We start from the raw sequence: 17,673 nt of genomic DNA, 5'->3' as shown, positions 1-17,673 counted from the left end.
GGCCGCGTTATTCAGATGTCGAGGACCTGCGAGGACGGGTTCTCCACCACGTCGGCGACGATACGATAGACCTTCGCCGGAATGCGGTCGCGCAGTTCCACGAGCGAGTCCACGATCTCCAATGTGAAGTCGCCGTAACCATCCTCACCCAGGCCGAGGAATTCGCGCCAGTTCTTAAATCCCTTGGCCCAGTTCGTGAATACCGCAAGGTCCGACTGGTCGGAACCGTGCCGGGCGGTGAGGAACTCCTCCTTCCGCTCGCGCGCGGCGTTCTTGGAGGCCTGAGCGAAATCCGACCACTCGACATAGTGCCGGTGCACGACCAGCTTGCCCTTGCGGCTCAGGAAGACCTGCACGGACTCGCTGCCCTCCTTGGTCACGTGCTGGGCCTCGGCCAGCAGCCGGCCGACGAAGCGCTGGGTGCGGCCACCGCCGGGACCGACGCGCAGCGTGATCTCCCGCATGCCCTCGGGCAGCGGGTCCGGCACCAGGTCGGCGCCGGTCGCGGCCGGTGCCTCCGGCGCCGGGGCGTCCTGCGGGTCGGCGTCGTTGGACTTGTCCATATCGAGGGCCATGGGATGCTCCAAATCATCAGTGAATGCGCATATGGGCATGCGTGTACAGCACGGCACTGCGGGTCGATACCCGCTGTGCCGCTGCACTTCTCAGGGTTCCGGACGGTCATTCCCGTCTTCAGCCACTATAAGTAGACGTATACGTATAGCGCAACCCTGACTCGACCCTGAACTTTCTCCAGGTACATCCCTGAGCATCCGGACACGAAAGGGCCCGCCTCCCGAACGGGAGGCGGGCCCTCGTCGGTCATCCGCGCTAGCGCCCGCGCCGCTTGCCCGGCTTCTTCGCACCGCCCTGCTTCGACTTCGCGGCGGTCTGCGGCTTCTTCCCCCCGGCCTGATCGCGCGTCCCGCCCGCCTTGGCCGCACCCGCCCGCTTCGGCGAATTCTGTTGCCGCGCAGGCTTGTCCGGCTGCTGACCGGACGGCGAACGGGAACTGCGCTGGGAACGGCCGCGCACCACGCCCACGAACTCCTCCACCAGCTCGGTGGTGCGGTCAGCAGGCCAGGCCAGCGCGATCTCGGTCTCGGGCACATCGGTGACGGTCCGGTAGACCAGGTCCTTGCGGTGGTGCAGGCGGGCGATCGAGTGCGGCACGATGGCTGCCCCGCTCACCGCGGCCACCAGCTCCATGGTCATGGCGGCGTCGTCCAGATCGGCGGCGTCCTGCATGCGCTCATCGGCCAGATCGGCCGTGGCGACCTGATCGAACAGGGCGATCGGATGATCTTTGGGGACGACCACGACCGGGACCTCGCGGTAGAGCGGAATCGCGCTCACCCCATCACGATCGATGGGCAGCCGCACGAAACACATGTCGACCGCGTCCGTGCGCAGGGCCTGCTCCTGCTCCTTCATCGGGATCGGCGTCAGCTCCAGCGCGACCTCGGGGAACCGCTCGCGCCAGATGCGCTCCCATTTGGTGACGGTCACGCCCGGAACGAAGCCGACGCGCAGGCGGTCCGCCGCGGCCGGCTCCGGCTCCGCGGCCGCGGAGGCCGCGATGAGGGCGCGGGCCTCGTCCAGCAGCACGCGCCCGTCCTCGCTCAGCTGGGTGGGCTGCGCGCCCGGCACGAACAGTCTGGTTTCGAGCTCTTCCTCCAGCTCGATGACCGTCCCGCTCAAGCGCTGCCGCGAAATGCCGAGGCCACGCGCCGCCCGGGCGAAATGCAATTCCTCGGCAACCGCGACGAACCAGCGCAGGCGCGTCAGATCGATGGACTCCAACCGGCTCATGGCGTCCACGGTATTGCACCGGCCAGGAGGTTCACCCCACCCGCCCGATACCCTTGATCGGTGAGCCCGGACAAGAACCCCCAGACCATGAAGCCGCTCACCGCGGCGAACAAACTCGGCATCTACCTCCCGGCAACCCCCGCGGAGTTCCGGAACTCACCCGTCACCCGCAGCCAGCTCGAGGAACTGCGCACCGATCCCCCGCAGTGGCTGATCGAGCTGCGGGCCAACGGGCCCTTCCCGCGCGATGTGGTGGCCCGCAAGCTGGGCATCTCCAACTCCGGTCTGGCCCGCGCCGGCGTCGCCGACGCCCTCACCGCGGACGAGATCGCGGCCCTGCTCGCCGACCCGCCCGAATGGCTGCTCCGCGAACGCGAGAATCTGGTCGCGGTCCGCAAGGAAGCCGGACGCGTCAAGGAGAAGGAGGCCGCCCGCCGCGCCGCCTCCAACCGCCCGCCCAAGAACCGCTTCGGCAACTGAACGCGACGCCCCGGCCCGGTCATCTGCCCTGAACTCCCTTCCGCCACCGCCGAATCGGATCAGATCCGGCGCAGCACCCGGTCGACCAGGTCGGGGGCCGCGCCGAGATAGTTCTCAGGGCGGAGGAGCTCGGCCAGTTCCGGTTTGGTCAGATGCAGGGCGATATCGGGGCATTCGGCGAGGATGTCGGCCAGCGGCCGAGTGGTGGTCCGCGCCTCGAAGGAGGCCGCCTGCAGGGCCTTCTTTGGCGATCGGCTTGCCGAGCAGCGGCGCCAGGCGGATCGAGAGGCGTTCGGCGACGATCTGGCCCTCGGTGAGCGCAAGGAGCACGACGGCGACGGCGGCATGCTCCAGACGAAACAGGTGGCCGACGCCGTCGTCCTCTCCCAATCCGCCACCACCCGCTTGGTCACTCGCCTCGAGGACCGCGGCCTCCTCGCGCGCTACCTCTGCCCCCACGACCGCCGCGGCATCTACACCAAGGTCACCGACTCCGGCCATGAACTCCTGGAGGCGGCCCGACCCACCAACGCCACCGCCCTCCGCGAGGCGCTCACCGCGGCCTCCCGCAATCCCGAACTGGCACCGCTCGTCCACACCCTCGAATCCCTCCGCGCCCCAGCCTGATTCCCAGGACCGGCCTACGGCGCGGAACCCTGAGATAGCTGTCGGCAAGTAGTCGGCTACCTACGTCGCGCGGCGAAGGGCCGGCGCGCAGGTTGCCGATCTTGTTGTGCCACAACGGACTCTGTGGGCCGCGCCGGTGATGGTCGGCCCCATCCCGCTGCGGGTGATGGCATCGCGCCGGCCGCACTGCCCGTTTTGCCTGGTTCAGGTAGCCGCGTACCCGTGTGACGCCGGATACCAGCGATGAGAATCGGTCTTGTCGATTCGCATCCTGGTCGGCGTCGGCCGCCCAGGCGGGAAAAGAGGTTTCCGATGGGTATCGCGCAGAACGACCACCGCGGCGTGACAGTTCGAGTATCGATGGCCGCCACGGGGATCGACGACGAGCGCTTGGACCGGCAGACCCGGATGCTGCGGGCGGAGCTGGCCGCGATGGACGGCGTCGAATCGGCGGCGCTGGCGCGGGACAGCGCCGGAACGACGCCGGGTACGAAGGTGGCCGACCCCGTCACGATCGGCGCGATCGTGCTGGCGCTGAGTGCTTCCGGCGGGGTGTTCACCACCCTGATCGAGACGGTGCGGGACTGGCTGGGCCGCCATCCGGGCACCCATCGGGTGACGGTCACGATCGACGGCGAGAGCATCGAGCTCGAGGCCGCGAGCGGTGACCAGCAGCGCGCACTGGTCGACGCCTATATTCGCCGCCACGGCGGCGTCGTGGCGGGGTGACGGCGATGACCGGCCGATTCGCCCTGGTAGTGGCGACCTACACGTTCCACGATCCCGGATTGCGGCAGTTGACCGCACCCGCGCACGATGCCGAGGCACTCGCCGAGGTGCTGGCCGACCCCGCGATCGGCGGGTTCGAGGTCACCACATTGATCAACCAGCCGCACCACGTGGTCGGCGCGGCGATCGGCGACTTCTTCTCGGACCGCCGGCGCGATGATCTGACGCTGCTGTACTTCAGCGGGCACGGACTCAAGGACGACGCCGGCAAGCTCTACCTCGCGATGACCGACACCCGCACGCTCAACCCCCTGTTCACCTCGGTCGCCGCGGATCAGATCGACTACGCCATGACCGGCTGCCTCTCCAACCATCAGGTGCTGATCCTGGACTGCTGCTACAGCGGCGCCTTCCCCGTCGGCACCATCGCCAAGGCCGACGACCAGGTCCACGCCCTGGAAACCTTCAGCGGCCGGGGCCGGAGCGTGCTCACCGCCTCCGACGCCACCCAGTTCGCATTCGAGGGCGAGACTCCGCACGGACAGGCGACGCAGTCGGTGTTCACCCGGCACCTCGTCGCCGGTCTGCGCGACGGCGGCGCCGACCTCGACCAGGACGGCGACATCACCGTCGACGAGCTCTACAGCTACGTACACGACCATGTCGTCGCCGAACGCCCCCGCCAGCGGCCCAAGAAACAAGACAATATCGAAGGCCGCACCCTGCTGGCCCGCAACCGCAATTGGCAAGTACCGCAACATATTCGAACCGCACTCGACAGTCCGGCCGTCCGCGATCGGCGGAACGCGCTCGATGACCTGGACCAGCTGCACCGCACCGGCGGCGCCATTGTCCGGTCCCGCGTCCGCGACGCCATCACCCGACTCCTGGACGACGACAGCCGCGCCATCGCCGCCGCGGCCGCCCACTGGCTCGACGCCAACCCCACCGGCACGGCAACGCCGCCGGCCGGTGACGGCACCGATACGACCATGAAGCCCGACCCCCAGCCGGTCGGCGAGACCACCCCGGCAACGCCGCCGGGGCGCGGCAACGACGCCGCACAACACGAAGACGCGCCGACCATCGCCCGGGTGTTCAGCGAACCCGGGCCGCCTGTCCCACCGGAACACCGGACAATCGAACGCCGCGACAGCAGTTCCCGACGCAGACTCCGCGACCGGAAATGGGCTGTACCCCGGAAATGGGCGATACCTCTGGCAGCCGCCGCTGTGACGATCGCTTGCGTAGTCGCGGTAGGCGGCTGGCACCTCGCCCGTACCGGCATAGCCGGTCACCCCATCGCCGACGAAACAGCACTCCGAGGGCCCGACATCGACTTGCTCGGACTGATCGACTCGAGCAGCAGTCACCGCAGCAACTGCTACCACGCCGACCCGGACCCGGGCCAGATCGCCCATATCGTCTGTGAAACCACCAAAGCAGCGGGCGCGCCATTTTCGCAGTTCTACCGATTCTCCAACGCCGACAAACTCACCGACTTCTTCCAAACGATCGGTCGGACCTTGCACACCGGCAACTGCCCGAGCGACCCGCCGGGTCCAGACGCGCCCGTCTTCGACAATCTGCACAAACTGGTCGGCCGCAAAACCTGCGGCCTCGATCCTTCGGTCAGCCCGCCCGCGTCGGTGCTGACCGTGACCGATGAACCCGATCTCGCGATCGCCACTTTCGCCTACCTGCCTACCGACTGGACCTCACCTCTTGCTGAACAACTACGCGACTACCACGCGTCGCGGGGTTACCGCCAGTTCCTGGCGCCGGACGAAGCGAACGACCCGGACGTATTCAACGCCGCCGACAAAAACCTGCTGTCACATCTCGGGCAGGACTTCACCCGCACGAACTGCCGGCACACTAACCCACCACAACCCGCGAACACGGAAATCGACTGTGGCACACCGGTGAACTACCCCAGCGCAGGGTTCCTGAGTTATCCCACCGCCAACGCAGCGAGAACGACGTACCAAACCATGATCAACGTGAACTCAGGCCACGCCTGCGATGGTCGGCCCGGACAGGACAGCATCTGGACCCGAAACAATCAACCGATCGGCCGGTTTACCTGTTACCCATACCCCGGCGATCAGATCCACCCAGACGACCACCGGCCCTGCCTGGGCTCGATCCTCGACGGCCAACCCATTGTGAGCGTGTACTGCGCCGGGGCCGCGGGGGCACCCCCGACCGCGATCACCACCGAACCGGACCTGCTCGCCTGGTTCCAGAAAGAGGCCGGCTAGTACCGCAATGGCACTCGGGGCTCACATGAGTCGAAGCTGCAGCGGCGATGACCAATTCGGGACGCCCGCAACAAGTTCCGGACGTAGGTTCGGGGCATGCCTCTTGGACATCTCGGGATCAATGTCAGCGATCTGACAGGTGCGCGAAAGTACTACGACGAACTGATGCCGCTGCTCGACTACGAACCGCTGCTGGCCGACGACACCCAGTTCGCCTATTGGCCCGCGGCCCGCAAGATCGGCACCTACGTGTTCTTCTACCCGGCGGCGTCGGGCGGGTATTCGCGGGCGCTGCCGGGACTTCAGCACCTGGCGTTCATGGTGCCCACGCGTGCGGCGGTACGGCGGGTGCACGAGTGGGCGGCCGGGCGCGGAGACGAAATCCTGCACGCGCCACAGGAATTCCCGCAGTACCCGCCGCCCTATTACGCGACGTTCTGGACCGGCTTCGACGGGATCATGCTGGAGGCGGTCTGCCACAGGGACGCGTGAGGGCTCTGGAGACGCGCAGACCCGCTCCGGGGGAAGCGGGCCTTCGAGTTCCGGCTCGACCGCGCGTCAGCAGTAGTAGCAGACGCCGTTGGCGGGGAGTTCGGTGAAGCAGGAGTTGCAGACCGCCTTGCGGGCCTCGGGTTCCGGCTTGGGGGTGGAGACCGGGCCGGCGGGAGTGACCCGGCGGGGCGCGCCGCCATTGCGCGGAATCAGGGGCGGGATGCCGCCGTCGGAGGGGATGTCCGCGCCGTAGGCGGCGTAGCACTGCCAGCGGGCGTAGGCGGCATGCACCTCGAGGTCGGCCGGGACGGGCAGGTGGGCCAGCTCCAGCACGTACTTGTAGCTGTCGCTGACCTTGTGGTTCTGCTTGACGCACAATGCCGTCAACGGCGGCTCGCCGGCATTGTGGCAGCGGCGGGCGACCTTGCGCAGGATGGCGTCCATCCAGGTGCGGGTGGGGGCGTCGGTACGGATGCCCGACATCTCCTGCGCCCGCTCGGCCAGCTCATTGATGGTCACGAAATGGCCGTAGCCCGAGGCGCATTCGGCCAGCACCTCGTGGGCGGCCAGAGCCCAGGCCACCGCCGCATCGCGGAATGTCACCGCGGTCCGGTCGTCGATCCGCCAAGCCCCGGAAGTTGTTGCAGCATCCCTCATAGCCAGACAAAACTAGCGCCTCACCGGGGCGACACGCCAATTCCGTTCGGATATACAGGGTTTCGGTTTGATCACACTCGAGCGCGGGCACGCATAGAACCTATCGACCCACAGAAAAACACTCGGAAAAAGAGATAAGGCCCGCTTCCCGAATGGGAAGCGGGCCTTACGCTTACGACCGTTTCAGTCGAGGAGCAGGCTTACTTGGCCTTCTCCAGGACCTCGACCAGACGCCACCGCTTGGTGGCGGACAGCGGACGGGTCTCCATCAGCTGCACGCGGTCGCCGACACCGGCGATCTCGTTCTCGTCGTGGGCCTTCACCTTCGAGGTGGTGCGGATGATCTTGCCGTAAAGCTTGTGCTTCACGCGATCTTCCAGCTCGACCACGATGGTCTTGGTCATCTTGTCGGAGACGACGTAGCCGATGCGCACCTTGCGCTGGCCCCGCTCCTCCTGCTTGGCCGGCGTCTTGGCCGGGCCCTTGGCGTCACTCATGCCGCGTCTCCCTTGCCTTCAGGACCGGAGGCCAGGCCGAGCTCGCGCTCACGCATGACCGTGTAGATGCGCGCGATCTCGTGGCGGACCACACGCAGGCGCCGGTTGTTCTGCAACTGGCCGGTCGCCATCTGGAAGCGCAGGTTGAACAGCTCTTCCTTGGATTCGCGCAGTTTCGCGACGAGCGCGTCATTGTCGAGCTCGCGGAGCTCTGCGGCCGGATTGGCAGTAGCCATCAGAACTGCTCCTCTCGGGTCACGATCCTGCACTTCATCGGGAGCTTGTGCATCGCGCGGCGCAGGGCCTCACGAGCGGTCTCCTCGTTCGGGTAAGACAACTCGAACATGACCCGACCGGGCTTCACGTTCGCGATCCACCACTCCGGCGAACCCTTACCGGAACCCATGCGGGTTTCGGCAGGCTTCTTGGTGAGCGGACGGTCCGGGTAGATGTTGATCCAGACCTTGCCGCCACGCTTGATGTGGCGGGTCATCGCAATACGCGCCGACTCGATCTGACGGTTGGTGACGTAGGCGGGCTCGAGAGCCTGAATGCCGAATTCACCGAACGACACCGCAGTGCCACCCTTGGCCATGCCGGACCGCTTGGGGTGGTGCTGCTTACGGTGCTTGACCTTGCGGGGCATCAGCATAGGTCAGCCCTCCTGATTCTCTGCCGGAGCCTCCGCCACAGCGGTGGCGGCGCGGCCGGCCTCAGTGCTGGTCGCCGTGGTGCCCTGGGCACCGCTGCGACGCGGACGGCTCGGACGCTCGCGACGCGGGCGGTCGTCACGCTCGCGGCCGGACGGGGCCACCGCGGTGACCTCACGCTTGCCGCCGACGATGTCGCCCTTGTAGATCCAGACCTTCACGCCGATGCGGCCGAAGGTGGTCTTCGCCTCGTACAGGCCGTAGTCGATGTCGGCGCGCAGCGTGTGCAGCGGCACCCGACCCTCACGGTAGAACTCCGAGCGCGACATTTCCGCGCCGCCGAGACGGCCGGAGCACTGCACACGGATGCCCTTGACGTTCGGCGAACGCATGGCCGACTGGATGGCCTTGCGCATCGCACGACGGAACGCCACACGGTTCGAGAGCTGCTCGGCCACACCCTGAGCAACCAGCTGCGCATCCGACTCGGGGTTCTTGACCTCGAGGATGTTCAGCTGAACCTGCTTCTTGGTGAGCTTCTCCAGCTCGGCGCGAATGCGGTCGGCCTCGGCGCCACGACGGCCGATCACGATGCCCGGGCGCGCGGTGTGGATGTCCACACGCACGCGGTCACGGGTGCGCTCGATCTCGACCTTCGAGATGCCGGCCCGCTCCATGCCGGTGGCGAGGAGCTTGCGGATCGCGACGTCTTCCTTCACGTAGTCCGCGTACTGCTTGTCCGCGTACCAACGCGACTTCCAGTCGGTGGTGATACCGAGGCGGAAGCCATGGGGATTGATCTTCTGTCCCATTTACTTTGCCCCTCCCTTCCGGCGGCTACGAGTGGCAGCGCCGGCGGTGGGCACGCTCTCGACCTCGATGGTGATGTGGCTGGTGCGCTTGCGGATCCGGAACGCGCGGCCCTGGGCACGCGGCTGGAAACGCTTCATGGTCGCGCCCTCGTCGACGTACGCGGTCGAGATGACCAACGTGGCCGGGTTCAGGCCGAGGTTGTTCTCCGCGTTGGCGGCGGCCGAGGCCACCACCTTGGCGACCGGCTCGCTCGCGGCCTGCGGCGCGAACTTCAGGATGTTCAGCGCATCCTCGACACGGCGGCCACGGACCAGGTCCACGACGCGACGGGCCTTCATCGGCGTCACGCGAACGTGCTTGGCGGTCGCGCGCGCGGTCGGGTTCTGAGTTTCAGTGCTCATCGCCGCTTGCTCTTCCGATCTTCCTTGACGTGGCTCTTGAACGTGCGGGTCGGCGCGAATTCACCGAGCTTGTGTCCAACCATGTTCTCGGACACGAACACCGGCACGTGCTTGCGGCCGTCGTGGACCGAGAACGTGTGGCCGATGAAATCCGGGATGATGGTGGAACGACGCGACCAGGTCTTGATGACCTGCTTCGTGCCCTTCTCGTTCTGGACGTCCACCTTCTTGAGGAGGTGTTCGTCGACGAACGGGCCCTTCTTCAGGCTGCGTGGCATGTCTAACCTCCTCCTTAACGCTTCTTGCCGCGGCGGCGGACGATGAGCTTGTCGCTGGGACGGTTGGGCTTACGGGTGCGGCCCTCGGGCTTGCCCCACGGGGAGACCGGGTGGCGGCCACCGGATGTCTTACCCTCACCACCACCGTGCGGGTGGTCGACCGGGTTCATGACCACACCACGGACGGTCGGGCGAACGCCCTTCCACCGCATACGGCCGGCCTTACCCCAGTTGATGTTCGACTGCTCGGCGTTGCCGACCTCGCCGATGGTGGCGCGGCAGCGCACATCGACGCGACGGATCTCACCGGAGGGCATACGCAGGACGGCGTAGGCGCCTTCCTTACCCAGCAGCTGGATGGACATGCCCGCGGCACGAGCCAGCTTGGCGCCGCCGCCCGGACGCAGCTCCACCGCGTGGACGGTGGTACCTGTCGGGATGGAGCGCAGCGGCAGGTTGTTGCCCGGCTTGATGTCCGCGCCGGTGCCCGACTCGATCTTCGTGCCCTGGGCGATGCCCTTGGGCGCGATGATGTAGCGCTTCTCGCCGTCGGCGAAGTGCAGCAGCGCGATGTTGGCGGTGCGGTTGGGGTCGTACTCGATGTGCGCGACCTTGGCCGGGATGCCGTCCTTGTCCAGTCGACGGAAGTCGATCAGACGGTAGGCGCGCTTGTGGCCGCCACCCTTGTGACGAGTGGTGATGCGGCCCTGCGCGTTACGGCCACCGGTCTTGGTGAGCGGACGCAGCAGCGACTTCTCGGGGGTCGAGCGGGTGATCTCGGCGAAGTCCGAGACCGAGGCACCGCGGCGGCCCGGGGTTGTCGGCTTGTACTTACGGATTGCCATGAGTTCTTCTCTACTTTCTGGAGCTCCAGCCGCTTACGCGACCGGGCCTCCGAAGATCTCGATGGGCTTGCTGTCGGCCGAGATGGTCACGAGCGCGCGCTTGGTGTCCTTGCGCTTGCCGTAACCGAAGCGGGTCCGCTTGCGCTTGCCCTGACGGTTGGCGGTGTTGACGCTCGTGACCTTCACACCGAAAACCTTCTCAACGGCGATCTTGATCTGCGTCTTGTTCGAGTCCGGGTGCACCAGGAAGGTGTAGGTGCCCTCTTCGATCAGTCCGTAGGACTTCTCGGAGATCACCGGCGCGAGCAGGATGTCGCGGGGATCGGCGATGGTGGTCACTTGCTCTCCTCCTGTGCAGCTTCGGCGGGGCCGTGCACGAAGGCGTTGAGCGCCTCGACCGAGAACACGATTTCGTCGCTCTTGAGAACGTCGTAGGTGTTCAGCTGGTCCGGGGCGATCGGGTGCACGCCCTGCAGGTTCGCCACGCTCTTCCACGCGGTGACATCTTCACGGCCGACGACGACCAGGATGTTCTTCCGCTCCGACAGCTCGGCGAGGAAGGACTTGGCCGACTTGGTCGACGGGGTCTGTCCCGCAACCAGTTCGGTGATCACGTGGATGCGCTCGTTGCGAGCCCGGTCCGACAGAGCGCCACGCAGCGCGGCGACCTTCATCTTCTTGGGCAGGCGCTGGGTGTAGTCACGCGGCTGCGGGCCGTGGACGGTGCCACCGCCGGCGAACTGCGGCGCACGGGTCGAACCCTGGCGCGCACGGCCGGTGCCCTTCTGGCGGTACGGCTTCTTGCCACCACCGCGGACCATGCCGCGGGTCTTGGTGGCGTGCGTGCCCTGGCGAGCCGCGGCCTGCTGGGCCACGACGACCTGGTGCATCAGCGCGATGTTCGCGGTCACGTCGAAGATCTCCGCGGGGAGCTCGACGGTGCCCTCGGTCTTGCCGCCAGCGGCCTTGACCGTGAGCGTCAGGTTGGTCTTGGTCTCGGTGCTCATGCCCGGGCACCACCCTTCACTGCACTCTTGACGATCACGATGCCGCCGGTGCGGCCCGGGATCGCGCCCTTGATCAGCAGCAGGCCGTTCTCGGCGTCCACCTTGTGGACCGAGAGGTTCTGCGTGGTGACGCGGTCGTTACCCATGCGGCCCGACATGCGCATGCCCTTGAAGACACGGCCCGGGGTGGAGCAACCACCGATGGAACCCGGACGCCGGTGCACGGCCTGCGCACCGTGCGAGGCACCCTGACCACGGAAGCCGTGACGCTTCATGGTGCCCGCGAAGCCCTTGCCCTTGGAGGTGCCGGTCACGTCGACGTAGGCGCCCTCTTCGAAGACGTCAGCGTTGAGCTCCTGGCCGACCTCGAGGTTCGAGACATCGGCGAGGCGGAGCTCGGCGATGTGGCGGCGCGGGGTGACGTTGGCCTTGGTGAACTGGCCGGAGACCGGCTTGTTCACCTTGCGCGGGTCGATGGCGCCGTAGGCGACCTGGACGGCGGAGTAGCCGTCACGCTCGACCGTGCGGATCTGGGTAACGACGTTCGGGCCCGCCTTGACGACGGTCACGGGAACGACGCGGTTCTTCTCGTCGAAGACCTGGGTCATGCCGAGCTTGGTGCCCAGGATGCCCGCGGCCGGACGGCTCTTGTTGTCAGTCATATTCGAAGTCCCCGTCACTGAATGTTGACGTCGACGCTGGCCGGCAGGTCGATACGCATCAGGGCGTCAACCGTCTTCGGCGTCGGGTCGAGGATGTCGATCAGCCGCTTGTGAGTACGCATCTCGAAGTGCTCGCGCGAGTCCTTGTACTTGTGCGGCGAACGGATGACGCAGTACACGTTCTTCTCGGTGGGCAACGGCACCGGGCCGACGACGCGGGCACCGGTACGGGTCACCGTCTCGACGATCTTGCGCGCAGACGCGTCGATCGCCTCATGGTCGTAGGCCTTGAGCCTGATGCGGATCTTCTGTCCCGCCACGCTGAGTGTCCTTTTCTCCGCTTACGTTGTGGTCCAAGAGCTTTCGCTCTCACACCACCCTCATTTGCACAGCCCGAACACACGAAGACGCATCAGCCACCACACGACCGGCCACCTGGGCCCGATCCATCGCCGCTGTTCATCTGTCATGGTTCATCCGGTCCACGCGGTCGGGCGTGTCGCTCCGCCGCCCATTCCTCAGCCCGGACCAAAATCCTGTAAGCCTCGGAACATTGTTCCGGACGCACCCACGCCGCAATCCAGCGGGGTGCAAAATTGGGTCTTGCTCACCCATCACCAGCGCCGATCCAACGGAAAAGACGCAACCCGGTGTGGGCAACCCGAACAGTATGCCTCGAGTCCCCAGCCCACTTCAAATCGCCCCCTCCCCCACCCCGGACTCGATGGCCCTGGTCACACCGGGTCGAGCCGCCCGGCCCGGAGAGCGCGATGGCCGGTGCGGAACTGTGATCTCGCACCGGCCATTTCACATCTCAGCGGTTGCGGAGGTACTGGAGGTAGTAGTCCCAGCCGCCGAGGTCCTGAATCAACAGGAAGTTGCCACCGTGATGCACGGCGGGGTCGGTCAGGGCCAGGCCGACCTGGCCGCCAGGCGTGTCGGCGGCCTCGGCGACGACCTGGGTCAGGTTGCCGTACATCTTGCCGTCGACCATCGGAATCTCCGAGTAGTACGGGTCGAGGGCGATCCGGTTGTGGGCCCTGTTGATCTGGTCGATCGCCGCCGGGATCCAGGTGTTGGACAGGGCCACGGTCTCGTCGTGGTCGAGGTCCACGCCGACGTAGATGCCGCCGCCCGGATTGATGTACGGCGTGAAGGCCGCGGCCGAACCGGCGGATGCGGTGGTGGCGAGGGCCGCCCCCGCGAGTGCGATGCCAACGGTGGCCACCGCGGTGCGAATACGCATGATTTCGAGAACTCCTGATTTCCCCGATAGCCGACCCGTGTGGCGTCGGCTCCCAGCCGCACCTCCGGCGCGGCCAATCCAGATAACAAGCAACCAGCCGGTCTCGCGCGTCGAGGCAAGCCGCCTACCGATTCGATGACCTATTCGCGGGAGTACGAGAGCTGAACGCGAGAGACGCTTCCACAGAACTTACTTTTGAGTAAGATACGGGCATGGCCAAAGAGACCGCTACATATCGCGGGTGGAAGAAGCTTCCCGACAATTGGATCGGGCACACGTTGTTCTCGCTCGGGATGGTGGCGCGGGTGCCGTATTTCGGGACCGTGCTGCCGAGCGTGGTGCGGCTGGAACCGGGGCTGTGCGAGGTGACCGCACCCAAGTGGTTCGGGATTCACAATCATCTGGGGACGTTCCACGCGATCGCGGCCTGCAACCTGGCCGAGGTGGCGATGGGCATGCTGTCGGAGGCGACGGTGCCGGAGACGCACCGGTGGATCCCCAAGGCGATGAACGTGCAGTATCTGGCGAAGGCGAACTCGGGACTGCGGGCGGTCGCGAAGTTGCCGGAGGTTCCGGATTTCTCGCAGATCACCGAGGGGCGGGATCTGGTGGTGCCGGTGTCGATCTTCGACCGCTCGGGCCTGGAGGTCGTGCACGCCGACATCACCACCTGGGTGACGCCGAAGTAGTCACAACCACCTGGAAGCGACTCACCAGCCGACGCCGAGGAACCTCACAGCTACCATCAATAGCGTTGCGGCCATGACAGATTCAATTCCCGCCGCAGACAGTTCCCACCCCCTTCCGGGACGACGCCGGCCCGGTCGTGTCGCCCTCGCCGTGGCCGGCGCGGCGCTGGCCCTGGCGGCCACGCTGAGCCTGGCCGCCTGCGGGTCCAGCGATCACAACTCCGCTGGCGGCGGCAATCAACAGCAGGGGCCCGGCGGACATCACGGCGACGGCCAGAGCGGCCGGGGCGTCGGCGGCAAGATCACCAGCGAGGACTCCGGATCCTGGGTGATCACCAAGCAGGACGGCAGCACCGAGAACGTGACCATCTCCTCCACCACGGAATTCGGCACCCGGGCGAAGAGCGAGACCGCCGCGCAGTTCGCGGTCGGCGATCAGATCATGGTGCAGGGTCAGGAATCCAACGGCACCATTGCCGCGACCCGCATCGCTCACGCCCGCGAGCACGCCGATATGAATGGGACGCCGCCGAATTCGCCCGGCGCCACCCCGCCGGCCACACCCGGCGCTACCCCGCCGGCCACATCCGGCGCTACCCCGTCGGCCACATCCGGCGCTACCCCGCCCGCGGCACCGTCATCGACGCCGGCCGAGTGAGCCGCTCCATCGCACCGCATGTTCGATGGCCGGCAAGTCCGTTGTGCCGCAATGGACTTGCCACCCTCCCCGGTCCGGCTATGCACCGACCGGGGTACTGATCAGCATGACCAGGGCCGCGAGACCCAGCCCGATCGGCGCCACCGCCAGCACGATCCGCACCGCCCACGGCGCCCAGTAGGCGACCACCCATTGCGTGGTCACCGCGAGCAGCCCGAACAGCAGCAACTGCTGCGCGTCGTCGAGGTGGCCGAAGGTATCGGGGCAGGAGTCGCGGCCGTTGCACGAGTCGGTGGCGAACCCGCTGAGCACGAAGAGCGCGAAGTAGAGGGGCAGGCCGAACCCGAACAGCACCGACGACGCGGTCGGCGGCACCCACCAGTACCGCTCGCCGGTCTTCATTCCGCCTCTCCCCCACCGCATCGCATCCGCCGGTCGCCCACGGCAGGCACGATAGCAAGCGGCAATAACCGCCGAAGGGTGGCGCGCGGCGAGGATTCGGCCGCACGGCGCGGGGGTGCGAAGTCGGAGTCGGCCTGGCGGGGGCGGGACGCGGCTGTTTGAATGCGGATATGAGTGGCCGTGAGGTCGGCGGGGCTGCCGACGTGTGCGTGGTGGGGCTCGGTCCCACAGGGCGGGCGCTGGCGCATCGCGCCATGGCGGCGGGTATGCGGGTGGTCGCGGTGGATCCGCGGCCGACACGGCTGTGGGCGCCGACGTTCTCGTGCTGGGTGGACGAGCTGCCGGAGTGGCTGGGGCACGGTGCGATTGCCAGCCGCATCGAGGCGCCCGCGGTGTGGACCACCACCGAGCACCGGATTCCCCGGCCCTACTGCGTGCTGTCCAAGCAGGGTCTGTTCGACGCGCTGCCGCTGGACGACGCGACGGTCATCGCGGGCCGCGCACGCACGGTGGAGGCGCACCGGGTGGAGCTGGCCGACGGTACCGAGGTGCGCGCCGCCACCGTGTTCGACACCCGCGGCCAGGCCGCGCCGGGCACGCGGCGCACCGCCAGCGCACACGGCATCTTCGTGGACGAGGACACCGCGGCCCCGATGGTGACCGCCGGTGAGGGCCTGCTGCTGGACTGGCGCGACGAGAACGGCGCGGGCCCGGACGAGCCGCCGTCGTTCCTGTACTCGGTGCCGCTCGGGGACGGCACGGTGATCTTCGAGGAGACCAGCCTGGGCCTGCGCGGCGGCATGCCGCAGCACGAGCTGCGGCGGCGCACCCTGAATCGGCTGGCGGCGCACGGGATTCGGCTGCGCGGTGACGAGCCGACCGAGGCCGCCCACTATCCGCTCGACGAGCTGCCCCCGAAAGCCGGTCGCGGCCGGGTGATTCCGTTCGGCTCGCGCGGCGGCATGATGCATCCGATCACCGGTTACTGCGTGGCGGATTCGCTGGCGCTGGTGGATACCGCCCTGGCCGCGGTGCGCCGCGGCGACGATCCGGTCGAGGCGCTGTGGCCGTGGCAGGCGCGCCTGGTCTATTGGATGCGCATGCGGGGCGTGTACGGCCTGGGGCGGCTGACGACCGCCCAGTCCATCGCCATGTTCGACGCGTTCTTCACCCGCCCGCCCCGGCAGCAGCGCGCGCTGCTGTCGGCGCACGCCGACTACTCGGCGCTGGGTACGGCATTGTTCATGACGGTCGGCACCACCCGGCCGTTCCGCTGGCGCTACGACCTGGTCGGCTGGGGGAACCGGAACCGCTGGGTGGGTTGGGATTACGGCCGCCCGCGCCCTCTGGACGACCTACTGCTACCCCGGGAGGATCTGCTACCCGGGGACACCGCGCAGTAGCACGCCGGACCGAGGTAGGGCTCAGACCCAGTTCTCGATCCAGTACTTCCAGACGACCGCGGCGTAGGCGGCCAGTGGCGGCACCTTGATATCGGTGCCGGCGAGCGCGGCCTCGGTGTGGCGGGAGTCGAAGCGGCAGGACAGTTCGGTGTCCTCGATGACGTCCATGGGGATGCCGACCTGGCGCAACACCCAGCCCATGCCGGGCACGCGCAGGGTGAGGTCGAGGGTCTGCTTGGGCATGACCTGGATCAGGTGCGGCGCCCCGGCCTCGTCGGCGACGAGGTTGAAAACGTCGGCGACGCTCTGCTCGCGCGGATCCACCAGGTGATAGGTGGCGGGTGTGTCGCCGGGCCGGTGCGCGATGTGGTCGAGGGCGCGGGCCACGAAATCGACCGGCACCAGATTGGTTTCGCCGAGTTCGGGCGCGATCACGGGCAGGATGCGGGGCAGCTGCGCGGCCATCCGCAGCAGCCGGAAGAAGTAATAGGGGCCGTCGATGCGGTCGATCTCGCCGGTGCGGGAATGGCCGATCACGATGGCGGGGCGGTAGATCCGCCACGGCACCGCGGTCTGCTCGCGCACGTCCTGTTCGGCCCGCAGCATGGCCCGCTGGTAGTAGGTGGGCAGCAGCTGCCCGACGTCGGTCATGTCCTCGGTGAACAGGCCCTCCCAGGCCCCGGCGACGCGCACCGTCGAAACATGATGCAGCCGTCCGGCTTCCAGCGCCGCCGCGAGTTCGGCGACCCGCCGGGTACCGCCGCCCGCGCCGCGGGTGTCGAAGCCGGCGGCCAGGTGGAAGACATGGTCGATCGAACCGCGGTGCGCCGCAATCCAGCCCGCGTCGATGCCGAGCCCGGGCGCGCCGAGGTCGCCGCGCACCGGGCGCACCCGGTCGGAGGCGCCCCAGTCCCGTAGGCAGCGGTTGAAACGCAACACGGAGTCTTCGCCCGGTCGCACCAGGACGTGGACGTCCGCGCCGCGTTTCAGAAGTTCGGGAAGCAGAAATCGACCGATGAACCCGGTTGCCCCGGTAACCAGGTAATTCATGGCGCCCACCT

26 protein-coding genes are annotated in these 17,673 nt (G+C 67.5%); 8 read left to right on the top strand and 18 right to left on the bottom strand.

Annotation, left to right across the window (positions count from 1 at the left end; translation table 11 throughout):
• Positions 1–11: 11 nt before the first annotated feature.
• Together ACQP1O_RS03975 and ACQP1O_RS03970 are read right to left on the bottom strand one after the other, a co-directional pair.
• Positions 12–575, bottom strand: coding sequence for an EXLDI protein (locus tag ACQP1O_RS03975; protein WP_433564538.1), 564 nt, complete (start codon positions 573–575; stop codon positions 12–14).
• A 256-nt stretch (positions 576–831) separates the two neighbouring features.
• Positions 832–1,812 carry a LysR family transcriptional regulator gene (locus ACQP1O_RS03970; RefSeq protein WP_433564537.1) on the bottom strand — a complete coding sequence of 327 codons (981 nt, stop codon included), beginning with the start codon at positions 1,810–1,812 and terminating at the stop codon, positions 832–834.
• A gap of 87 nt (positions 1,813–1,899) precedes the next feature.
• On the opposite strand from ACQP1O_RS03970, the gene ACQP1O_RS03965 reads away from it, so the two are divergent.
• On the top strand, positions 1,900–2,292 hold the full coding sequence (locus ACQP1O_RS03965; protein ID WP_433567574.1) for a DUF5997 family protein: 393 nt from the start codon (positions 1,900–1,902) through the stop codon (positions 2,290–2,292).
• A 59-nt stretch (positions 2,293–2,351) separates the two neighbouring features.
• Here the strand turns inward: ACQP1O_RS03965 and ACQP1O_RS03960 are convergent, their stop codons facing one another.
• Entirely contained in the window at positions 2,352–2,477 is a 126-nt protein-coding gene (locus tag ACQP1O_RS03960; protein ID WP_433567573.1) for a hypothetical protein, read from the bottom strand.
• Between ACQP1O_RS03960 and ACQP1O_RS03955 the strand changes: the two genes are divergently transcribed.
• From ACQP1O_RS03955 to ACQP1O_RS03940, 4 genes are all read left to right on the top strand, one after another.
• Positions 2,476–2,919: a MarR family winged helix-turn-helix transcriptional regulator gene (locus tag ACQP1O_RS03955; RefSeq protein WP_433564536.1), complete on the top strand. Its 444-nt coding sequence runs from the start codon at positions 2,476–2,478 to the stop codon at positions 2,917–2,919. The genes ACQP1O_RS03960 and ACQP1O_RS03955 overlap by 2 nt on opposite strands.
• Positions 2,920–3,231: 312 nt before the next feature.
• Entirely contained in the window at positions 3,232–3,648 is a 417-nt protein-coding gene (locus ACQP1O_RS03950) for an effector-associated constant component EACC1 (RefSeq protein ID WP_433564535.1), read from the top strand.
• A 5-nt stretch (positions 3,649–3,653) separates the two neighbouring features.
• A complete protein-coding gene (locus ACQP1O_RS03945; protein WP_433564534.1) occupies positions 3,654–5,912 on the top strand; it encodes a caspase family protein in 2,259 nt (752 codons plus the stop codon).
• A 96-nt stretch (positions 5,913–6,008) separates the two neighbouring features.
• Positions 6,009–6,404: a VOC family protein gene (locus tag ACQP1O_RS03940; protein WP_433564533.1), complete on the top strand. Its 396-nt coding sequence runs from the start codon at positions 6,009–6,011 to the stop codon at positions 6,402–6,404.
• Between the two features lie 66 nt (positions 6,405–6,470).
• Here the strand turns inward: ACQP1O_RS03940 and ACQP1O_RS03935 are convergent, their stop codons facing one another.
• The 13 genes from ACQP1O_RS03935 to ACQP1O_RS03875 form a co-directional block, all read right to left on the bottom strand.
• Positions 6,471–7,061 carry a hypothetical protein gene (locus ACQP1O_RS03935; protein WP_433564532.1) on the bottom strand — a complete coding sequence of 197 codons (591 nt, stop codon included), beginning with the start codon at positions 7,059–7,061 and terminating at the stop codon, positions 6,471–6,473.
• 200 nt (positions 7,062–7,261) lie between these two features.
• Positions 7,262–7,558: a 30S ribosomal protein S17 gene (gene rpsQ / locus ACQP1O_RS03930; protein WP_354830578.1), complete on the bottom strand. Its 297-nt coding sequence runs from the start codon at positions 7,556–7,558 to the stop codon at positions 7,262–7,264.
• On the bottom strand, positions 7,555–7,794 hold the full coding sequence (rpmC, locus tag ACQP1O_RS03925; protein ID WP_040855205.1) for a 50S ribosomal protein L29: 240 nt from the start codon (positions 7,792–7,794) through the stop codon (positions 7,555–7,557). The genes rpsQ and rpmC overlap by 4 nt, the downstream gene beginning before the upstream one ends.
• Positions 7,794–8,210, bottom strand: coding sequence for a 50S ribosomal protein L16 (gene rplP, locus ACQP1O_RS03920; protein ID WP_040804212.1), 417 nt, complete (start codon positions 8,208–8,210; stop codon positions 7,794–7,796). The genes rpmC and rplP overlap by 1 nt, the downstream gene beginning before the upstream one ends.
• 3 nt (positions 8,211–8,213) lie before the next feature.
• Positions 8,214–9,020 carry a 30S ribosomal protein S3 gene (gene rpsC, locus ACQP1O_RS03915; protein ID WP_354830580.1) on the bottom strand — a complete coding sequence of 269 codons (807 nt, stop codon included), beginning with the start codon at positions 9,018–9,020 and terminating at the stop codon, positions 8,214–8,216.
• Positions 9,021–9,422 carry a 50S ribosomal protein L22 gene (rplV, locus tag ACQP1O_RS03910; protein WP_040855202.1) on the bottom strand — a complete coding sequence of 134 codons (402 nt, stop codon included), beginning with the start codon at positions 9,420–9,422 and terminating at the stop codon, positions 9,021–9,023.
• Positions 9,419–9,700: a 30S ribosomal protein S19 gene (rpsS, locus tag ACQP1O_RS03905; protein ID WP_019931198.1), complete on the bottom strand. Its 282-nt coding sequence runs from the start codon at positions 9,698–9,700 to the stop codon at positions 9,419–9,421. The genes rplV and rpsS overlap by 4 nt, the downstream gene beginning before the upstream one ends.
• A gap of 14 nt (positions 9,701–9,714) precedes the next feature.
• Complete coding sequence (gene rplB, locus ACQP1O_RS03900) at positions 9,715–10,545, bottom strand: 50S ribosomal protein L2 (protein ID WP_356996884.1); 831 nt, start codon at positions 10,543–10,545, stop codon at positions 9,715–9,717.
• A gap of 33 nt (positions 10,546–10,578) precedes the next feature.
• Complete coding sequence (gene rplW, locus ACQP1O_RS03895) at positions 10,579–10,884, bottom strand: 50S ribosomal protein L23 (RefSeq protein ID WP_014981657.1); 306 nt, start codon at positions 10,882–10,884, stop codon at positions 10,579–10,581.
• Positions 10,881–11,552 carry a 50S ribosomal protein L4 gene (gene rplD / locus ACQP1O_RS03890; protein ID WP_379381510.1) on the bottom strand — a complete coding sequence of 224 codons (672 nt, stop codon included), beginning with the start codon at positions 11,550–11,552 and terminating at the stop codon, positions 10,881–10,883. The genes rplW and rplD overlap by 4 nt, the downstream gene beginning before the upstream one ends.
• Positions 11,549–12,214 carry a 50S ribosomal protein L3 gene (rplC, locus tag ACQP1O_RS03885; protein ID WP_433564531.1) on the bottom strand — a complete coding sequence of 222 codons (666 nt, stop codon included), beginning with the start codon at positions 12,212–12,214 and terminating at the stop codon, positions 11,549–11,551. Before rplC ends, rplD begins: the two co-directional genes overlap by 4 nt.
• A gap of 14 nt (positions 12,215–12,228) precedes the next feature.
• On the bottom strand, positions 12,229–12,534 hold the full coding sequence (gene rpsJ / locus ACQP1O_RS03880; RefSeq protein ID WP_003938093.1) for a 30S ribosomal protein S10: 306 nt from the start codon (positions 12,532–12,534) through the stop codon (positions 12,229–12,231).
• A gap of 494 nt (positions 12,535–13,028) precedes the next feature.
• Positions 13,029–13,460 carry a hypothetical protein gene (locus tag ACQP1O_RS03875; protein WP_433564530.1) on the bottom strand — a complete coding sequence of 144 codons (432 nt, stop codon included), beginning with the start codon at positions 13,458–13,460 and terminating at the stop codon, positions 13,029–13,031.
• 212 nt (positions 13,461–13,672) lie between these two features.
• Here ACQP1O_RS03875 and ACQP1O_RS03870 point away from each other — a divergent pair, with 212 nt between their 5' ends.
• Positions 13,673–14,149 carry a hotdog fold domain-containing protein gene (locus ACQP1O_RS03870; RefSeq protein WP_433564529.1) on the top strand — a complete coding sequence of 159 codons (477 nt, stop codon included), beginning with the start codon at positions 13,673–13,675 and terminating at the stop codon, positions 14,147–14,149.
• A 73-nt stretch (positions 14,150–14,222) separates the two neighbouring features.
• Positions 14,223–14,807: a DUF5666 domain-containing protein gene (locus ACQP1O_RS03865; protein WP_433564528.1), complete on the top strand. Its 585-nt coding sequence runs from the start codon at positions 14,223–14,225 to the stop codon at positions 14,805–14,807.
• Between the two features lie 78 nt (positions 14,808–14,885).
• On the opposite strand, the gene ACQP1O_RS03860 is transcribed toward ACQP1O_RS03865, so the two are convergent.
• Complete coding sequence (locus ACQP1O_RS03860) at positions 14,886–15,209, bottom strand: hypothetical protein (RefSeq protein ID WP_433564527.1); 324 nt, start codon at positions 15,207–15,209, stop codon at positions 14,886–14,888.
• Between the two features lie 170 nt (positions 15,210–15,379).
• Here ACQP1O_RS03860 and ACQP1O_RS03855 point away from each other — a divergent pair, with 170 nt between their 5' ends.
• Complete coding sequence (locus tag ACQP1O_RS03855) at positions 15,380–16,612, top strand: lycopene cyclase family protein (RefSeq protein WP_433564526.1); 1,233 nt, start codon at positions 15,380–15,382, stop codon at positions 16,610–16,612.
• A gap of 21 nt (positions 16,613–16,633) precedes the next feature.
• Here the strand turns inward: ACQP1O_RS03855 and ACQP1O_RS03850 are convergent, their stop codons facing one another.
• A complete protein-coding gene (locus ACQP1O_RS03850; RefSeq protein WP_433564525.1) occupies positions 16,634–17,662 on the bottom strand; it encodes an SDR family oxidoreductase in 1,029 nt (342 codons plus the stop codon).
• Positions 17,663–17,673 lie beyond the last annotated feature (11 nt).

It is taken from the genome of Nocardia sp. CA-151230 (assembly GCF_050942175.1).
In the GTDB taxonomy this organism is placed as follows: domain Bacteria; phylum Actinomycetota; class Actinomycetes; order Mycobacteriales; family Mycobacteriaceae; genus Nocardia.
Note: the sequence above shows the minus strand (reverse complement) of the source record. Positions and strands in the feature narration are given on the sequence as shown.

Coding starts and splice junctions, on each gene's coding strand:
- ACQP1O_RS03850 (WP_433564525.1), bottom strand. CDS start 17,662: ATGAATTACCTGGTTACCGGGGCAACCGGGTTCATCGGTCGATTTCTG.
- ACQP1O_RS03945 (WP_433564534.1), top strand. CDS start 3,654: ATGACCGGCCGATTCGCCCTGGTAGTGGCGACCTACACGTTCCACGAT.
- ACQP1O_RS03875 (WP_433564530.1), bottom strand. CDS start 13,460: ATGCGTATTCGCACCGCGGTGGCCACCGTTGGCATCGCACTCGCGGGG.
- ACQP1O_RS03940 (WP_433564533.1), top strand. CDS start 6,009: ATGCCTCTTGGACATCTCGGGATCAATGTCAGCGATCTGACAGGTGCG.
- rplD (WP_379381510.1), bottom strand. CDS start 11,552: ATGAGCACCGAGACCAAGACCAACCTGACGCTCACGGTCAAGGCCGCT.
- rplP (WP_040804212.1), bottom strand. CDS start 8,210: ATGCTGATGCCCCGCAAGGTCAAGCACCGTAAGCAGCACCACCCCAAG.
- ACQP1O_RS03965 (WP_433567574.1), top strand. CDS start 1,900: ATGAAGCCGCTCACCGCGGCGAACAAACTCGGCATCTACCTCCCGGCA.
- rpsQ (WP_354830578.1), bottom strand. CDS start 7,558: ATGAGTGACGCCAAGGGCCCGGCCAAGACGCCGGCCAAGCAGGAGGAG.
- rpmC (WP_040855205.1), bottom strand. CDS start 7,794: ATGGCTACTGCCAATCCGGCCGCAGAGCTCCGCGAGCTCGACAATGAC.
- ACQP1O_RS03855 (WP_433564526.1), top strand. CDS start 15,380: ATGAGTGGCCGTGAGGTCGGCGGGGCTGCCGACGTGTGCGTGGTGGGG.
- ACQP1O_RS03955 (WP_433564536.1), top strand. CDS start 2,476: ATGTCGGCCAGCGGCCGAGTGGTGGTCCGCGCCTCGAAGGAGGCCGCC.
- ACQP1O_RS03935 (WP_433564532.1), bottom strand. CDS start 7,061: ATGAGGGATGCTGCAACAACTTCCGGGGCTTGGCGGATCGACGACCGG.
- ACQP1O_RS03860 (WP_433564527.1), bottom strand. CDS start 15,209: ATGAAGACCGGCGAGCGGTACTGGTGGGTGCCGCCGACCGCGTCGTCG.
- ACQP1O_RS03970 (WP_433564537.1), bottom strand. CDS start 1,812: ATGAGCCGGTTGGAGTCCATCGATCTGACGCGCCTGCGCTGGTTCGTC.
- rpsC (WP_354830580.1), bottom strand. CDS start 9,020: ATGGGACAGAAGATCAATCCCCATGGCTTCCGCCTCGGTATCACCACC.
- ACQP1O_RS03950 (WP_433564535.1), top strand. CDS start 3,232: ATGGGTATCGCGCAGAACGACCACCGCGGCGTGACAGTTCGAGTATCG.
- rplC (WP_433564531.1), bottom strand. CDS start 12,214: ATGACTGACAACAAGAGCCGTCCGGCCGCGGGCATCCTGGGCACCAAG.
- ACQP1O_RS03975 (WP_433564538.1), bottom strand. CDS start 575: ATGGCCCTCGATATGGACAAGTCCAACGACGCCGACCCGCAGGACGCC.
- rplV (WP_040855202.1), bottom strand. CDS start 9,422: ATGAGCACTGAAACTCAGAACCCGACCGCGCGCGCGACCGCCAAGCAC.
- rpsS (WP_019931198.1), bottom strand. CDS start 9,700: ATGCCACGCAGCCTGAAGAAGGGCCCGTTCGTCGACGAACACCTCCTC.
- ACQP1O_RS03870 (WP_433564529.1), top strand. CDS start 13,673: ATGGCCAAAGAGACCGCTACATATCGCGGGTGGAAGAAGCTTCCCGAC.
- ACQP1O_RS03865 (WP_433564528.1), top strand. CDS start 14,223: ATGACAGATTCAATTCCCGCCGCAGACAGTTCCCACCCCCTTCCGGGA.
- rplB (WP_356996884.1), bottom strand. CDS start 10,545: ATGGCAATCCGTAAGTACAAGCCGACAACCCCGGGCCGCCGCGGTGCC.